At 59.8% G+C, this 15,158-nt stretch carries 15 protein-coding genes; 5 read left to right on the top strand and 10 right to left on the bottom strand.

The features are described 5' to 3' along the window. Positions 1–8: 8 nt before the first annotated feature. From HYPGJ_RS10165 to HYPGJ_RS10175, 3 genes are all read right to left on the bottom strand, one after another. Positions 9–1,073 carry an NAD(P)/FAD-dependent oxidoreductase gene (locus tag HYPGJ_RS10165; protein WP_046848300.1) on the bottom strand — a complete coding sequence of 355 codons (1,065 nt, stop codon included), beginning with the start codon at positions 1,071–1,073 and terminating at the stop codon, positions 9–11. Between the two features lie 25 nt (positions 1,074–1,098). Further along, on the bottom strand, positions 1,099–2,133 hold the full coding sequence (locus tag HYPGJ_RS10170) for a radical SAM protein (RefSeq protein ID WP_046847090.1): 1,035 nt from the start codon (positions 2,131–2,133) through the stop codon (positions 1,099–1,101). Between the two features lie 177 nt (positions 2,134–2,310). Then, positions 2,311–2,688 carry a metalloregulator ArsR/SmtB family transcription factor gene (locus tag HYPGJ_RS10175; RefSeq protein ID WP_083984095.1) on the bottom strand — a complete coding sequence of 126 codons (378 nt, stop codon included), beginning with the start codon at positions 2,686–2,688 and terminating at the stop codon, positions 2,311–2,313. A gap of 360 nt (positions 2,689–3,048) precedes the next feature. Between HYPGJ_RS10175 and HYPGJ_RS10180 the strand changes: the two genes are divergently transcribed. The 4 genes from HYPGJ_RS10180 (at position 3,049) to HYPGJ_RS19205 (ending at position 5,783) form a co-directional block, all read left to right on the top strand. Then, a complete protein-coding gene (locus HYPGJ_RS10180; RefSeq protein ID WP_046847091.1) occupies positions 3,049–4,137 on the top strand; it encodes a YeeE/YedE family protein in 1,089 nt (362 codons plus the stop codon). A 19-nt stretch (positions 4,138–4,156) separates the two neighbouring features. After that, entirely contained in the window at positions 4,157–4,633 is a 477-nt protein-coding gene (locus HYPGJ_RS10185) for a sulfur transferase domain-containing protein (protein ID WP_046847092.1), read from the top strand. Positions 4,634–4,715: 82 nt separating this feature from the next. Continuing rightward, a complete protein-coding gene (locus tag HYPGJ_RS18430; RefSeq protein WP_052750869.1) occupies positions 4,716–5,396 on the top strand; it encodes a DsbA family protein in 681 nt (226 codons plus the stop codon). A 216-nt stretch (positions 5,397–5,612) separates the two neighbouring features. Next, positions 5,613–5,783 carry a hypothetical protein gene (locus tag HYPGJ_RS19205; protein ID WP_159108293.1) on the top strand — a complete coding sequence of 57 codons (171 nt, stop codon included), beginning with the start codon at positions 5,613–5,615 and terminating at the stop codon, positions 5,781–5,783. Here HYPGJ_RS19205 and HYPGJ_RS10195 read toward each other — a convergent pair. The 7 genes from HYPGJ_RS10195 to cobD all read right to left on the bottom strand — a co-directional run bounded on the left by HYPGJ_RS10195 (position 5,780) and on the right by cobD (position 14,287). Further along, positions 5,780–6,751 carry an NnrS family protein gene (locus HYPGJ_RS10195; RefSeq protein WP_046847093.1) on the bottom strand — a complete coding sequence of 324 codons (972 nt, stop codon included), beginning with the start codon at positions 6,749–6,751 and terminating at the stop codon, positions 5,780–5,782. The genes HYPGJ_RS19205 and HYPGJ_RS10195 overlap by 4 nt on opposite strands. Then, positions 6,748–7,989, bottom strand: coding sequence for an NnrS family protein (locus HYPGJ_RS10200; protein WP_052750870.1), 1,242 nt, complete (start codon positions 7,987–7,989; stop codon positions 6,748–6,750). Before HYPGJ_RS10200 ends, HYPGJ_RS10195 begins: the two co-directional genes overlap by 4 nt. Continuing rightward, positions 7,986–8,735 carry an ATP-binding cassette domain-containing protein gene (locus HYPGJ_RS10205; RefSeq protein WP_046847095.1) on the bottom strand — a complete coding sequence of 250 codons (750 nt, stop codon included), beginning with the start codon at positions 8,733–8,735 and terminating at the stop codon, positions 7,986–7,988. Before HYPGJ_RS10205 ends, HYPGJ_RS10200 begins: the two co-directional genes overlap by 4 nt. Continuing rightward, positions 8,732–9,544, bottom strand: coding sequence for an ABC transporter permease subunit (locus tag HYPGJ_RS10210; RefSeq protein WP_046847096.1), 813 nt, complete (start codon positions 9,542–9,544; stop codon positions 8,732–8,734). Before HYPGJ_RS10210 ends, HYPGJ_RS10205 begins: the two co-directional genes overlap by 4 nt. A 6-nt stretch (positions 9,545–9,550) precedes the next feature. Then, positions 9,551–10,585, bottom strand: a complete 1,035-nt coding sequence (locus tag HYPGJ_RS10215; RefSeq protein ID WP_052750871.1) for an ABC transporter substrate-binding protein — start codon at positions 10,583–10,585, stop codon at positions 9,551–9,553. Continuing rightward, entirely contained in the window at positions 10,585–12,963 is a 2,379-nt protein-coding gene (locus HYPGJ_RS10220) for a TonB-dependent receptor (RefSeq protein ID WP_052750872.1), read from the bottom strand. Before HYPGJ_RS10220 ends, HYPGJ_RS10215 begins: the two co-directional genes overlap by 1 nt. A 277-nt stretch (positions 12,964–13,240) precedes the next feature. Next, positions 13,241–14,287 carry a threonine-phosphate decarboxylase CobD gene (gene cobD / locus HYPGJ_RS10225; protein WP_083984096.1) on the bottom strand — a complete coding sequence of 349 codons (1,047 nt, stop codon included), beginning with the start codon at positions 14,285–14,287 and terminating at the stop codon, positions 13,241–13,243. A 310-nt stretch (positions 14,288–14,597) separates the two neighbouring features. On the opposite strand from cobD, the gene mscL reads away from it, so the two are divergent. Next, a complete protein-coding gene (mscL, locus tag HYPGJ_RS10230; RefSeq protein ID WP_046847098.1) occupies positions 14,598–15,014 on the top strand; it encodes a large conductance mechanosensitive channel protein MscL in 417 nt (138 codons plus the stop codon). Positions 15,015–15,158: the final 144 nt, after the last annotated feature.

Consider the following 15,158-nt stretch of genomic DNA (forward strand, 5'->3'; position numbering starts at 1 on the left):
GACCGATCTCACGATCTCCAATAGGCGTCGTATGCAATCCACGTCTCTCGAAGCGTGGTCGGGCACGGACGCAAACCCGCCGCGTAAAATGTTTGCAATCGATTGCGCCGCGCCAGCGCGCGGTCGATCGCAGGCTTGAAAAGATCCTCAATCCCGTCGCGATAATCGTTCAGCGCAAACTTATCGCCGTCCAGGAATCTCAGCGCGGCCTCGCCTGCCAGCGCTCCGGAAATAACCGCGGCGTTGATGCCCGCACCCGTAATCGGATTGGTAAGCCCGGCGGCGTCACCCGCCAGCAGCACCGGCGTTGAACCGAGCTGTCCGACTGGGCCCTGGATGCCGCCCACCGGGATTGCGCCGCCTGTAACTTTCAAGACGCTTCGGCCGACACGCTTCTGCTCGATGAGCCTGTCATGAAGGGCACTGAGAAGCGGCTTCAAACGATCCTTGCATCCCGCGGCAACGCCGACGCCAAGGTTCGCGATGTCGTCCTTCGGAAACAGCCAACCGTATCCACCCGCGATCTCGGCCGACAAAAATATATCCGTCGCCGCATACGATCCGCACAGCTTGACGGTGATCTGCCGTGTTTCCGCAAACTCTGTGTTGGTGAAGCCAGCAGCGCGCCCAACCAGCGAGCGCGGGCCGTCCGCCGCGATGATGACGCGGGATTTCAAACGATCTTTCGAACTCGTGATCATGAGCCCGGCATCGTCGATCGCCCGCACCATCGTCTTGAAGCGACACGTCGCACCAGCAGCGATCGCATCCTCGACCAGCTTGGCGTCAAAGTCGGCGCGATCAATCATCTGCCCGGGAAAATTCGGAACGCGATCGCCGCCTTCGTCTTCCACGAACGTCAGCATCTCCGCGACGCGCTGACGAAGCGATCGGCGCACGTCGCCGGCTTCCGATGCGATCAGCTGCGGGATGAGCTCGGCGCACTGCACCGGCGTTCCAGCGGCTTCCTTGCGATCCAAAGCAAGAACCGACGCGCCGCCCTTGGCAATCGCTTGCGCTGCGGAAGCGCCAGCGGGCCCGAGGCCGACGACAATGACGTCGAATGTGTTCATTTCGGTGTCGCCAGCAGTCATCGAATTAACCGGCGCACGCAGCCAAACGAGTATTGGCGGTTTCGCCAATCTTGATCGAGCAGCATGCGTGTTCTTGAAAATACGTTCGGCCGAGAGCCTGGCAGGCTTGAACCGCTCCATCAGCGGGAAACGCGATGCCATCGAGACCCGCCATCACGGCGTAGGCATCGACCACGCGCCGGTGCATGCCCGCAGGGCGAGCACAACCGAGCAGCACCTGTTTATGCGGCAGCCGTTGACGCGCCTCCGAAAAGATTCGCCCGACGTCGTGCGAACTCGGCGTGATGAATTTCCCTTCTTTGCCGAAGAAGGGCATGAGCACGACGAGCACGAGCGATTCGATGTCATGCCGCGCACAAATCTCGAGCGCCGTTTGCTCTCCGAGGATGCGGCCGTAATGCAATCCGATCACGATATGCGGCACGATTTTCATGCTCGTACTGCAGAGCGCGGCAAGTGTGTTTTCAAAATCCGCGACCGGGCGATCGAGGTGATACACCTCACTGATCGTGTCGGCTGAACCGATCACGTCCATCATCGCCGTATCGACGCCCGCGCTTTCCATGAGCTTGGCACGGCGCTCGTCAAGGAGCGCCGAATGGATCGCAACCTTCAAATAGGGATAGTCGCGCTTAAGACCTTCGATGATCGGATAGTACTTTTCGTATTTGATTTCATTTCGGCGGTTCGATCCGCCTGATAGCAGAAACCCGCGCAGATCTTGCAGCAAAATCAGATCCCGCACCTTGCGGTCGAGCATCTCTGGCGTCGTCGCCGGGATCATCGGCTCAAGAATTTTAGCCTGACAATGATCGCAGTCGAGCGCACACGCGCCCGCTGTCACCGAGAACGCTGGAAACGAATTCTTGCCGCAGCCTTTCACGTCCTCGCTGTTGTAGGACTTGAACGTGGGCGTTGAGAATCGGATCGGCCGCAGAAGCGTCGCCGCCGCGTGATGCTCGAGTTCCTCGACAAGCTCACCGTCGAACTCAGCATCTTCGAACGCTTCGATCTCGTGCAGCAGCCCCGCCCAGCGCATGCCCCGCCCTCTGAGAAATGACGCGCACGTCGCGTCAAAAACATATGAACATTCGCATGATGGAATATAACAGCCCTGCCGATCGCACAAGGCTCGCTTTAAACGCGAACGCGTCTTCGCAGCGCACACGCATGCGCTGGACATCCGATCATGTGAAAATTGGGCTGAAGACTCGCTCTAATTCGAGCGTTTTCCCGCACTCGTTGCGCAATAATACTTATGCAGCGTTGCGATGATCTCTTGCGCAGGCGCGCTCGTCAGCGAATACGAAACGAAATAGCCGTTGCGATCGGCCTTGACCAACCCATCGAGCCGAAGTCGCGTGAGATGCTGCGATACGAGGCTCTGTCGCGCACCGATCTTGTCGCAGATTTCGGAAACGGTTCTTTCTCCCTCGAGCAGGAGACACAAAATAGCGAGACGATGCGGACTTCCCAACGCACGCAGCAATGCCGTCGCCTGTTCGATCGACGCGTCGGTAGAGTGCAGCGCCGGTTGCCGCGTCCGCGCTTTACGTACAGCAGGTCGATTGGTGCGTGACTTCACGACAGCCATAGGAGTTGCATCCAAAAAAGCGTGAATATTCGCTCATCACCTACCGATGCAGCAGCGAGCTTGCAACTCAAATCTAAGCATCAACATATTCATATCTTTATATATTTCCGCACTAAGCAGCGTTCTCAAGCGTACGCTGCAATGCGTACCGCACCACAGAGGCCGGCCTTGACGATGCGCTTCCGTTGCGATTTATATTTTCATATAGGAATATTCATATCTGATAGCTGGCGCCGTCATCCAGGCGTGCGCTGAACAATCGACACGAACCCTCGCCGGAAGAGATCGAGCGCCTCAAGGGCACTTCGCTCAATACGTATTTCGGTAGGCAAGCAACAAAAAACCAGGACGGGGCGGGCAATGCGGGAATACGTTGTTGAGAATGCTGCGACGGCACTGTCGGTCGGCGGACTAGTGATTGGGCTCATCTTCGGCTGGATCGTCTACCGCACGAACTTCTGCACGATGGGCTCGATTTCTGACTTCATGTCATTCGGCGACTATCGCCGCTTTCGCGCCTGGATACTTGCAGCTGCGACCGCGCTGATCGGAGCCCAGATTCTCGATGCCTATGGCATCGTAGACCTCAGCCGGTCGATGTACCCGGCCGCCCGCTTCGAATGGTTCGGCAATATCGTTGGCGGGTTCCTTTTCGGGTGGGGAATGGTGTTCGCGGGCGGCTGCGCCAGCCGCAATCTCGTCCGCGCGGGCGGTGGCGATCTGAGATCGCTGATCGTCCTGCTCGTCATCGGACTGTTCGCCTACATGTCCATCGGAGGCATAATCGGACCGATCCGCGCCGAGCTTTCGGATCGGACCGCAATCACGTTGTCGGGCGTGGGCTCGACAGGCATCGACGACATCCTCGCATATCTCACGGGCCTGGGCGCCGCCGACGCCCGTATGGTCGCGACAACGATCATTGCAGGAATCGCGCTGATCTATTGCTTCGTCGATCCGGCGTTTCGCTCGTCTCCGGTGCACATTTTTGCAGGTCTCGGCATTGGCCTCTGCGCAGTCGCCGGCTGGGCGTTGACCGGCCTTGCTTACGACGACATGGCGGCGCAAACGCTCGCGCCAATCTCTCTCACGTTCGTTCGCCCGACGGGCGATGCCGTCGAATGGCTGCAACGCTTCACTGCAGGTCCCGTCCCCGGTTTCGGCGTGACGACGACGCTCGGAGCGCTCTTCGGCGCCTTTATCGCTGCCGTCTCCAGCGGACGCTTCAAGCTCACGTCCTTCGCAAGCCCGAGCGATACGGTTCGCAATCTTTACGGCGCAGCACTCATGGGCATCGGCGGCGTGATGGCGCTCGGATGCACCATCGGCCAAGGTGTGACCGGCGTTTCGACGCTCGCTGTTGGATCGTTCCTCACCTTGGCCGCGATCATCACCGGCGGCATTTTCGGCATCAAGCGCATGGAAGCCATTCTTATGGCGGAAATTTAAGAACGACAGGCGGCCACCGATGAGTCAAGAAACCTGCAGTCTTCCGAAGCCGACAGAGCCGGTCGAGCTTTCGACTTCGGTATGGGTCGGCCCCGCGCCGAACCCTGGCTCGTTGCGTCAGCTTACCGAGGCAGGCTTCCGGTCCATCATCAACAATCAGCCGGAGACCGACGAAGATCTATTGATGACCCCCGACGAGGTCGCAACGGAAGCTGCATCGGTCGGACTGAGCTACGTGCATATTCCCGTCGAAGGACGAAATCCTCTCGAAAAGGATGTCCGCCGCTTCCACGACGCGCTGACCAGCCTGCCCCCGCCAATCTTTGCATTCTGCAAAACCGGCGGGCGGTCGGCCTCCTTGTGGGCGATGGCGAGCGTCGCTGACCTCGATACCGAAACTTTGATTTCGCGATGCCACCACATCGGCTTCGATATCTCCGGCATTCGCCAGAAGATGGATATGCGCCGCGAAATGCTGAAAGATGACGACGAGTGAGTCCGTCGCCTCGTTGGAATTCCAACGGCAGAACGCAAAGGCGACGGAGCCGCACTAACACATCAGGAAGCGAGTGTTCGCGATGCTGGCGCGCCACCTATTCATTGCGATAGTCGCAGCCTGCGCGATCGGCTCGCCGCACAGCGCCTCCTTTAGCGCCGATGGCGATGCCGTCGCAAAGTTCAGAGCGGAAGAGCAGCTCGCTTGGGACAAGTGGAGACTGCAAAAGCAAAAATCCGCTCTTTACGACGCCAACTCTCTGACGCTCGGTGCAACGCAGCCGAAAGTCAGGATCGTCGAATTTTTCGATTACAACTGCCCATTTTGCCGAAGAGCGCAGCCGCGCTTGATGGAGTTTTTAAACAAGAATCCGGACGTGCAGATCATTCTCAAAGATGTGGCTTTCCTGGGCAAGAATTCGCTCGCAGTCGCCAGGATCATGCTCGCCGCCCGCAAGCAGAAAAATACCGCAGAGCTCCATAACGCTTTGATGGACCAGAAAGGCCTGACGACTGAAACGATCGCCCTCGATATCGCGGGCATCCTGGGCTTCGATATTCAGCGGCTTAAGAAAGACGCTGAAGGCGGTGACATACAGGCCGCGATCGAGGAAACGCAAAACCTGGCGCACGAATTGCGTTTCACAAGCGTGCCGATTTTCGTTGGCGGACACACGATCATCTCAGGCGCTCCGGAAGATCTGACCGAAATGCTTTCGAGCATCGCCGAGGACATCCGGAAAAACGGCTGCTATGTGTGCTGAACTAACACCGTAATTCCACGCAGACATCCCGCCGCACTGCCGTTGAAATAGACCTCGAATGAAACTGCTCCGGCCACTGATGCCAAGCCACGGATCGAGGAACCGCCACATGCGGTTTACACATATATTTCTATATTCAAATATACTGTTTCAATTGATTGAACTATGAAGCATTGAAACGCGCCGCAAGCGCGCACTCAATGAAGGTTCAACGAGATGCCTCAGCCCAAGCAAGGCATGCCGATCGCCGTTCGCCTGCTCATTATTTCGGCGGCCACGTTCTTGTACGTTTATTTCAGCCTCGTGCTACTGGCGCCGAGAGTATCTCCGCCGGCGTCCGACAACGCCGCGTCGGTGACGGCGCCCAATAACGCGAATACCGATTAGTTCGACAAGTCTGCGGTCGAACCAATTGATACCGCCCGGCCATATAGAGCTGCAAAGCCAGCAAATGCCGCGATCCAAGCGATGCCGGATATCGGCAACAGCGGCAGCGTCCATTGCGGATAAAGACCTCCTGCCGTCGCCGCCAATCCTGAAACGACCGCCAGGACGTAAAGCGCGATGGTCCCGAACGCGGTCGGCGACCGCCGCGCACGCGAGGCCCACGTTGCGATCGCCAGAGCCAGCGTTCCGATCGAACCCACGGTCCAGGCGTTCAACCCGGCACTCGCAAAATCATAGTCGTCCCAAAGAACGCCGACGGCGGCCAGCACAGAGCCAAGCACGACGAACCCGCACGCAGCATAGAATATCGTCGGTCGCCTCTTTGGCGATGACACCACGCGCCCCGCGATGATCACCAGCAACAGAAGGGCAAATGCCAACGCGATGTCGGCGGCTGACTTCGTTCGACCGAATTCAAACATCTCGTAGTGAAACAGTGCATCGGCTGCTCCGAGACCCAACAGCAGCGCGACGATCGCCAGGCCGCGCCACCCGCCGCTCGGCGGCTGCACACGCGCGGTCAGCACGGCTAGAGCGATCGGAAACGCGACGGAAAGTGCCGCTATCGTCCAAGGGGCCAGATGCGCGGACAGGCCCATGCCGATACGCCCGGCGAGCCAAAGCAAAAAAATCGACCCAAGGATCGCACCGCTCACCGGCTTGCGTGAGGTGTCCCCAGCACTCGCCGTCAGCAACGCTCCGGCAACGATGATCGGCGCAAATCCGAAAGCAAGTTCGTGCAAGAACCACGCTTGCACAGGCCACGCGCTCGGCACTTGGATGAAGCCGAGGAACCACGGCACCCAAAGCGCCATCATCAGAACCGCATACAGTGCACCAGCCAGAAAAAGCGGCTGAACGGCAACCTTGGCGCCAGGGAGCGGACGTTCGGCAACGGCTGCGCTCATCTTGCTTCGACCTCGACAGAGGACGCATTCGTTCGCGGCAGTTCACGGAAGAACGGCCAGTAAACTTTGAGCCACAGCAAAAACGCCGCCGCCCAGACAAGCGACACCGCATAGTATGGCGGCGAAGGCAGTAACTCCGTTGGCCAGACCTCCGGGACGACACGCAGCAGAGTTGCAGCTACGAGCAGTAGCATCGCAAAGCGCGTCTGCCGGACAAGCCCGAGAGCCCTGCCCGTGTGCCGCAAACCCGCGATGGCGAAAATGCTGAGCACGCCAAGGCCAAGGCCACCCATGAACGCCAGATGCAGCCCGGCATAATCCGAGATCGGCGCACCGAGCTGCGCAACGCCGATCAAAATGAGGCCCAGCCCGGCAAACGCGCTCGAGCCGACCAGCGCGAGAATTTCGGCCCGAATGATTTTTTTGCCAATGAATGCTTCCGCGATGCGGTCCATGAATGCAGCACCGGCCGCAACGAACAGGTACCCGGTCGTCGCATCCGACAGCCCAAGCGCCTCGGCCAATACGAGCAAGCCGACAAGGCCCGGTGCCAGATTGAGGCGCCCAGGATGCGGACGGAACGGCGACGTCTCCTCGCTCGGATCAAGCACCAGATTGGTCACCGGCACCGTTACGCGCGCCAACGCGATGCCAAGAATGCCGAGGAAGACGAAGCCTGAGAGCCGCGCTGCACGCTGAGCAAGATCGGCATGCGTTGCGATATCAAGAAACGCATAGCGCGTGACGATCTCAGTCAGAAGCAACGCCGTTATCCAGAACACGAACGCGGATAGCCGTGTGCTTCGCTTTTCGATCGAGATCGAAACAAGATAGGCGACGAGCGCCCCAAGCCAAAGGATATCGCAAACGGCGCTCAGGGCATCCAAGGCCGTAACGCCGATCAAACCAAGCACGCGCGCCGCGGCCCATAGCGCCGCCAGCGCCAGCAACGCGTTACCCTGCAAGCGTTTGGTGTCGGTCCATTCCGGAACGGATGTCGTAATAAACCCAATCAGCGCAGCTCCGAACGTGCCGATGATCATTTCGTGCATGTGCCAGATGCCGGGCGGGATCGAGCTTGCAAGCGGCAGGTTAAAATTGAAAACGATCACCCACAGCAACGGCCAGAGCGCCGCGTGAATGGCGGCCATAGGGAAGAAAAGGCGAAACCCCTCGCGGCTCAAAGATGAGAGCGTCTGAGCAATCGTTCCGGATCGGGCGGTCTGGGTCATCGTCATGGCCTTCGCCGCTCGTCGGTATCGTGGATATGACTGAACAGCGGATCGTCTTTCAGATAGCTCTGCACGGTCGCGAAGACGGACGAGTCGTCTCTCTCGCCGCGTTCGAGCGGAACGAAGCGCTCGCCCGAGATACCGCGCACGCGCTCGTCCAGGACGACGATGCGATCGGCGACGCGCACGGCCTCCGCGAGGTCGTGCGTCACGAAAAGACCGGCGAAGCGGGATTGCACGGCTGATGAAATAACGAGATCCTGCATGCGCCGCTTCAAAGCCACGTCGAGCGCCGTGAACGGCTCGTCGAAGAAAACGAAATCCGGTTCTAGAACCAGCGCGCGCGCAATGGCGGTGCGCTGCCGCATACCGCCAGAGAGCTCGATCGGATATTTTTCAAGATCGCGGCGATCGAGCGAAACGACATCGGCCGCATGCCGGGCGCGCTCCTGCCGCTCCCGCTTTGGAGCACCCGAAAGACGCAGCGGATACGCGATATTATCTTCAACCGTCGCCCATGGCAGCAGGCGAGGTTCCTGAAAGATCATGCCGTGTCTGCGGTAGCCGCTGACGACGCGGCCGCGTTGTGGTTCGATCAATCCCGCCGCGATGTGCACGAGGGTGCTCTTTCCGCAGCCCGACGGACCGACGAGCGCCACGAGCTGCCCCGCAAGCACGTCGAGCTTGACGCGATCGAGAATGGTCCGGCCGAAATAGGCATGCGAAACACCGGCGAGTGTCAGAGCCGTCATCGCTTGACACCCCACGGCCGTGCCGCATCGCGCCAACGCTCAAGCTCGGCGCGGATCGGCTGCACCAGACCATACTCGACGATGAAAATCGCGGCGACCGTCAGCACGATCCAAGCAATCGATTGCGCGACATCGAGATTTGATCGCGCCATCGCCAGCGCGATGCCGATGCCGTTGATGTTGGCGAGAAGCTCCGCCATCACCGCGACTTTGAATGCCGACCCGAGCGAAATCGCCAAAGCCGGAAAATATTGACCCGCGACGGATCGAATGACGATCGTCGAAAGCCGTTGCAAAGGTCCGGCGCCGAAAGCGCGCGCCATGTCCTCGAGCGCACGATCGCGCGTCGCCGTCGCCTCGGCGACAGTCGCGAAGACCAGCGGAAAGCACGCCACGACGACAGTCGCGAGCACAGTTCCCGATGTCGAGCCGAACCAGATCATGGCGAGAACAATCCACGCGATCGGCGGCACGCCCATGATGATCGTCAAAAGCGGACGCGCGAGCCGCATCGCAGCGGCGGAATAGCCGACCGCCAAACCCATCGCACCACCGAGCACGGCAACGAGAAAGAACCCTTCGACCGCGCGCGAAGATGTCGCCCACGCAAGCCGCCACGTTTCCGGCGCACGCACGAGTTCGAGCGTCGCCTGCGCCGTCGCGATCGGAGACGGCAGAATGAAATCGCCGTACGCTTCGTGACCCTGTTGCCAGAGCGCGCAGAATACCGCCATCCCGGCGACGCCGACCCACCCCGACCACAGAAATCGGCCGAGGCGTCCAATCCGATCGAGCACGAGATCAGCCACCGCACCTCACAGGTAGAAGGCGGCATCAGGCAAACGGCCGCCGATGTATCCCGGATTGACGTCCGCCATTGCCTTGAGCACAGCCTCGATTGCGGGCCGTTCTTGCCGCGAAGGCCTCGCCACGAGATTGCAGTATGGAATCGATTTCTCGATGACCGGCCACGGCATCTGCAAAGCGCCTGCGGCGTTGTTCGCAGCCCGCGCCGGGTGCGCATTGACGTCGGCTGCAGCCGCCGACAACCCCTCTTGCATAGCTTCGACAATGCCTGCGTTAGCATCCCGAAAACGATCGGTGACAATGAGGCCCGCCTGCGGCACGGTTTTGTGCTCGCCCGTCATCTTGCCCCACTCAACTTGGAGATCGATGGTCCGATGGATCGTCTTGCCGGCCACGCTGCCCTTGACGACGGCGGCCGACGCGGCAGGCTCCGGAATGAGCGCAGCATCGACGCGCCCGAAAACGAGGAGCTGCATCGCTTCCAGCGGCGTCGCCGTCGGAACAAGCGTGATATCTTTTGCCGCATCGATGCCCGCATGCCGAAACAGCCGCTCGAGCAGCAGGCTTGGCATTTCATTTGGAAACAGCACCGCAAGTTTACGCCCCTTGAGCGACTCGAACGTCGTCAACGCCGGATCAGAGGACATGATGTACAGGATGCCGTTCGTCATGACATTGACGAGGCGCACACCGAGACCGCGATTGTAAAGATTTGCGGCGACCGGAACCGGCACGATGCCGACGTCGAAACTCTTTGACGTAAGCCCGGCCCGAACCTCATCGACCTGACGCCACACGCGCAACGATGGCTTCCGTACGGCGGCATCGAGCCGTCCGGTCGCAATCGCATGCAGCACGACGATCGAAGGACCGGCGGGCGGCCCCCAGATTTCGAGACTCGCAAGCGGCGAGGCTTGCGCCGCACGCCCGAATATCGACGCCGAAAGGGCGGACGTGCCGAGAACCGACACGCCGCCCATCAATGCGCTGCGACGAGATACGAAACCAGAATTCGATCGGCCTAAATCAGCCTTTTCGATCATTAGAACCTTGCCTTCATGCCACCGATGAATGCCCGGCCATCTCCAGGGAGGAAAACAGCTTGGGCGGGATTGGGAGCCTGCTCAACGATCAATGTCGCCGACGCATAAGTCTCGTCGAACACGTTCAACACTTCGCCGTAAAGGCTGAGATTGTCGTTGAGCGCATACTGCGAGCGCAGATTGACGACGACGTACGGATTATTGAAGAGCAGGTTGGCGTTATCGACAGGTGTCCAGCCCGGCACCCAGTTGACTTCGCTCTCGACCCAGAAGCCAGGTGTCAGCGTGTAGCGCAGCGCCGCGTTCACGACATGATTGGGCGCACCCGCGAGGCGGTTATCGCCATACAGCACGTCATCGTCGAAGCGGAAATCCTGATACGTGTAGGCGAGCCGCACGTTGATATCTCTCGTGACGTCGACGGCGCCGCCGATTTCCACGCCAAAATGCGTCGTACGATCGGCGTTGACCGCGCCGAGCGCAACACCGGAAGCATCACGCAGGTTGACGAGTTCATCGTGAACCCACGAGTAGTACGCAATCGCTGACCAGGCCAAAAGGCCGTTGCGACCCTTCCATCCGCCCTCGAGCGTGGTTGCCGTCTGCGCCTTGAGATCGGGCGTTGCGAAGACGGCCGCCCCGGTCGCGCCTGCGCTGCCATTCGGATTGCCGTTGATCGTCGCGATCAGGTCATCCTGCGTCGGCGGCTCGAAGCTGCGGCTTGCCGCCACGAACACGGACTGATCGCGTGTGAGTTCGTAGCTGAGCGCGACGCTGGGGCTCCATCCGGAATAGGAGCGGTCATAACTCGTATCGACGAACGGGCGCGTCCCGGTCACGACGTTCGCCCCCGAAAACATCATGTAGGGACGCGTCGGGTCGGTATACAGGTCGTCATTATCCCGCGTCGCATACGAGTAGGCGACGGAGGGTGACAGCGTCAGGCGGTCAGTCAGCGGAATATTGAATCCGGCGTTGATCGAAAGCGTGCTGGAATCGAACTCGTTGTCTCCAACCAGCGCGCCCTTCTTTCCGCGATTATTAAGGTAATAATGCCGATCGGCGCTGCCGATCGCATACTGCCCGGTGATCTCGAACAGAGGCAGCGCACGGCTGGCATCTGGCGCATACGCATAACGCAAGACGGTCGTGAAATCGCCGCCATCCGTATCGCGAACGCCGCCGGAAATCGGGAAACGGAAACTATCGTCGGTGTACGTGTAGCCGAGCGCTACGTCGAACAGGTTTGCACCATAACGTGCGGACGTCCTCGACCCGATGCGGAACTGATCGGCATCGCGCCGCGGATCGTCGCGTTTCACGTTCGGCCCGGTGCAGCTTGGCGGCCCGAAGCAAATCTGTGTCGGGTCTTTCTCCATCATCGCGCGCGAGATCGGCCCGACGACATCGAACCCGAGATCGGTGTAGCCGAAGAAGAGTCGCGTATTGATGTTCTCGTTTACGCGGGCGCCGACATTGATGTTGACGTTGGTCCGTTCCGATTCATTGTGCTCGCGATAGCCATCGCGCTGCGCAAAGCTGACGCTCGCGTGCGCGTCGACATTACCTTGCTGCGCCCCGGCCGCCGCGCTGGTCGCGAAATGACCGAAGCTCCCGCCCTCGACGCTGACCTCAGCGCCGGGCGACGTAACGCCCGTCGGCGAGACGAAGTTGATCGCGCCGCCAAGCACTGTCGCCCCGAGCCGGTTCGCCGTGTAGCCGCGATAAATTTCGATGAACTCCGCACTCTTCGGATCGGCAAAGCCGACGATATAGGAGCCATCGGCGCGGTTGATGGGCAGGCCATCCTGAAGCACGAGCGTGCCACGTTCCGAGGGGTTCTGCTGCAGTCCCGACCCGCGAATTTGAAGCCGCGGCTGGTCGTTGCTGCCGAAAAAGCTCTGCACGACGACGCCCGGAACATAGGCCAGCGCCTGCTGAAGCGACGCGTTGACGCCAACCGGCATGTCCTGGCGCCCAACGACATCGGTACCGCCGGGAATTTTTTCGAGCCTCTTCGTTGCCTGCTCTGTAGCGGTGAGCCCGCTCTGCGTTTCATCGCCGCCCGAGATTAATTCGGGATCAGCAGCCGCCTCCGCCTGAGACGGGCCCGCCGATTTCTTGGTCGCGGCCTTCTTCTTCGTCTTCGCCTGCGGCGCCTTCTGCGTCGTCGTTACCACGATCGGCGGCAAATCCACAGTTGCACCCGGCGCCGCGGACTGAGCCGAGGCCGGATTTGGAAGCAACGCGAAAATGGCCAGAACAGCGAGACTCGCCCGCACCTCGTTGAGCTTCACACGTTCAATAGAACCCGGTGCAAATTCGGGTTTAGTGACGATCAACTCACCGCGCCGGGCCGCTCGAATTGCTCGCGCCATCGCTCACACTCTCCTCGTTATTTGTGTACCTAATTAATAAACTTTGAGAAGGTGCATTTGCGCCGTATCAAATAGACGGCCACGGAATAACTTCTGTTGCCCGAAAGGCACGCCGACGACATCGCCGGCTTAATCCGGCACAGAATCGCATGACGATAGAAACGCGGTCGACCTCCAATACGCGGGCCGCCGATCGATCCAGACTAAGAATGCTTATAAAAAACGATGCCGGTCGGCCGGATCCCGTCGCACACTGACGAACGAGAGCGCGCTTACGTTAAGCGTGTCCGGCGAGAGCGGCTTCGAGACGCGGCAACATCGTCTCGCTCGGAATGCCAAAACGCAACCAGGTTCGATGATCGGGGAATTGACGCACGTGAATCCCCGCCAGCGCCAGCCGATGCGCAATGTTTTCCGCCTGCGGATGATCCACCAAATGGAACAGAGGCGTCGCACCCGCGATGCGTCCGCCGGCAGCCGCCAGCATCCTATCTAGTTGCTCGGCCGAATTTGCCAGACGATCACGCGTTTGCATGAGCCACACGGAATCCTCGAGTGCGCGACACCCGATCGCGATCGCCGGACCCGACACAGCCCACGGACCGAGCCATGATCGCAAAACTTCCGCTATGCGCCGCTCCGCAATCGCAAATCCGAGACGCACTCCTGCGAGCCCATAGGTCTTCCCGAACGATCTCAGAATAATGCTGGATGGCGGCTGCAGCGGAACCAGACTTTGCTCGGCTCCGAGCAGGTCAGCAAACGCTTCGTCAACGACAAGCAGACCTTGACGGCGCGCCATATCCTCCGCAAGCGCGAGCAATCGACTTGGCTCATAATGGCGTCCCGTTGGATTGTTCGGGTTGACCACGACGACGGCTTTCGCATCGCCGATCTCATCCAGATCCGCGATAACGCGGACAGAATGCCCAAGTCTTTGCCAGCAGCGCGCGTGCTCGCGATAGGTCGGGCCGACAATCGCAACCTCGGACGGCGCGATAAGGCGTGGAACGATCTGGATGAGCGCTTGCGTGCCCGGCGCAGCCACGATCCGCTCGAGATCGAATGTGCCATAGCGCTGCCCAGCAATGCGCCGAAGCTCGTGATCTTCCTCGCGCAACGGAAGCCGCGACCAAAGCTCAGCGGACAACGGCGGGATCGGATACGCAAACGGATTGATGCCCGTCGAGAGATCGATCCACGGCTGCGGCGCGCTCGGATACTTTTTGGCGATGGCATCGATGTCGCCGCCGTGCGTTTCGACATCCTGATGTCCGCCCTCTTGAACGGCAGAAAACAACTTCGCTGCGCCGGGAATGGTCATGAACCTCGAACTCGTATCGGTCGGCCTTGTGGATGGTGGCCACGTCCCCCGTATAAGCCGCGCTTAGCCCCTTGATAAGCACGCGCGGCCAGCCACGACTGCAGACGGACAGACCCAGTCCAATCAGAGAACATCGTAGGGATCGGCCTACGTCTTTGAGCGTTCAGATGGCCGCAACAGGGAAGTTTTGCATTTTCTGAGGTTATTGGCCACTCGCGGCGCGATTACGCCAAAGTTCTGCTTGTTGCGGCTTCAGCCGGCTTCATGATTTATTTCGCTGATCTTCTCGTGGACAAAGGAACGGCATGTCATGCTTGAGGAATTCAAGAAATTCGTGCTTCGCGGAAATGTCGTCGACCTCGCTGTCGGCGTCGTCATTGGCGTTGCGTTCGGCGCAATCGTATCGTCGCTCGTGGCCGACTTGATTATGCCGATCATCGGCGCAGTGACCGGCGGCCTCGACTTCTCGAACTACTATCTGCCGCTGTCCGACAAGGTGCACACCGGCGTTGCCTATGCGGATGCCAAGAAGGAAGGAGCCGTTCTCGGCTACGGCGCATTCATCACCGCACTTCTGAATTTCCTCATCATCGCGGCGGTGCTGTTCATGGTCATCCAGGCGATGAACAGGCTGACGAGAAAAGAAAAGGCGGTCGAAAAGCCTGCAGAACCCAGCGCGGAGTTGAAAATCTTGACCGACATCCGCGATCTGCTCGCAAGAAAATAGTCGGCAAAGCTATCAAAATGGCGGACCCGAACCGGTGTCCGCCACCATCACTTTCCGGCTCTTCCGAAGCGGGCAACATCCTTTTTGGGATACGGCATCGCGCGCGAAAGGAAACTCAGGGCGGACCCTGTGTAAGGAAATAGA

The sequence above is a fragment of the Hyphomicrobium sp. GJ21 genome (assembly GCF_001006785.1).
Classification (GTDB): domain Bacteria; phylum Pseudomonadota; class Alphaproteobacteria; order Rhizobiales; family Hyphomicrobiaceae; genus Hyphomicrobium_B.

What these genes read in the sequence shown, in the direction of transcription:
- HYPGJ_RS10165 (WP_046848300.1), bottom strand. Translation starts at nt 1,073, where the DNA reads ATGAACACATTCGACGTCATTGTCGTCGGCCTCGGGCCCGCTGGCGCT.
- HYPGJ_RS10170 (WP_046847090.1), bottom strand. Translation starts at nt 2,133, where the DNA reads ATGCGCTGGGCGGGGCTGCTGCACGAGATCGAAGCGTTCGAAGATGCT.
- HYPGJ_RS10175 (WP_083984095.1), bottom strand. Translation starts at nt 2,688, where the DNA reads ATGGCTGTCGTGAAGTCACGCACCAATCGACCTGCTGTACGTAAAGCG.
- HYPGJ_RS10180 (WP_046847091.1), top strand. Translation starts at nt 3,049, where the DNA reads ATGCGGGAATACGTTGTTGAGAATGCTGCGACGGCACTGTCGGTCGGC.
- HYPGJ_RS10185 (WP_046847092.1), top strand. Translation starts at nt 4,157, where the DNA reads ATGAGTCAAGAAACCTGCAGTCTTCCGAAGCCGACAGAGCCGGTCGAG.
- HYPGJ_RS18430 (WP_052750869.1), top strand. Translation starts at nt 4,716, where the DNA reads ATGCTGGCGCGCCACCTATTCATTGCGATAGTCGCAGCCTGCGCGATC.
- HYPGJ_RS19205 (WP_159108293.1), top strand. Translation starts at nt 5,613, where the DNA reads ATGCCTCAGCCCAAGCAAGGCATGCCGATCGCCGTTCGCCTGCTCATT.
- HYPGJ_RS10195 (WP_046847093.1), bottom strand. Translation starts at nt 6,751, where the DNA reads ATGAGCGCAGCCGTTGCCGAACGTCCGCTCCCTGGCGCCAAGGTTGCC.
- HYPGJ_RS10200 (WP_052750870.1), bottom strand. Translation starts at nt 7,989, where the DNA reads ATGACGATGACCCAGACCGCCCGATCCGGAACGATTGCTCAGACGCTC.
- HYPGJ_RS10205 (WP_046847095.1), bottom strand. Translation starts at nt 8,735, where the DNA reads ATGACGGCTCTGACACTCGCCGGTGTTTCGCATGCCTATTTCGGCCGG.
- HYPGJ_RS10215 (WP_052750871.1), bottom strand. Translation starts at nt 10,585, where the DNA reads ATGATCGAAAAGGCTGATTTAGGCCGATCGAATTCTGGTTTCGTATCT.
- HYPGJ_RS10220 (WP_052750872.1), bottom strand. Translation starts at nt 12,963, where the DNA reads ATGGCGCGAGCAATTCGAGCGGCCCGGCGCGGTGAGTTGATCGTCACT.
- cobD (WP_083984096.1), bottom strand. Translation starts at nt 14,287, where the DNA reads ATGACCATTCCCGGCGCAGCGAAGTTGTTTTCTGCCGTTCAAGAGGGC.
- mscL (WP_046847098.1), top strand. Translation starts at nt 14,598, where the DNA reads ATGCTTGAGGAATTCAAGAAATTCGTGCTTCGCGGAAATGTCGTCGAC.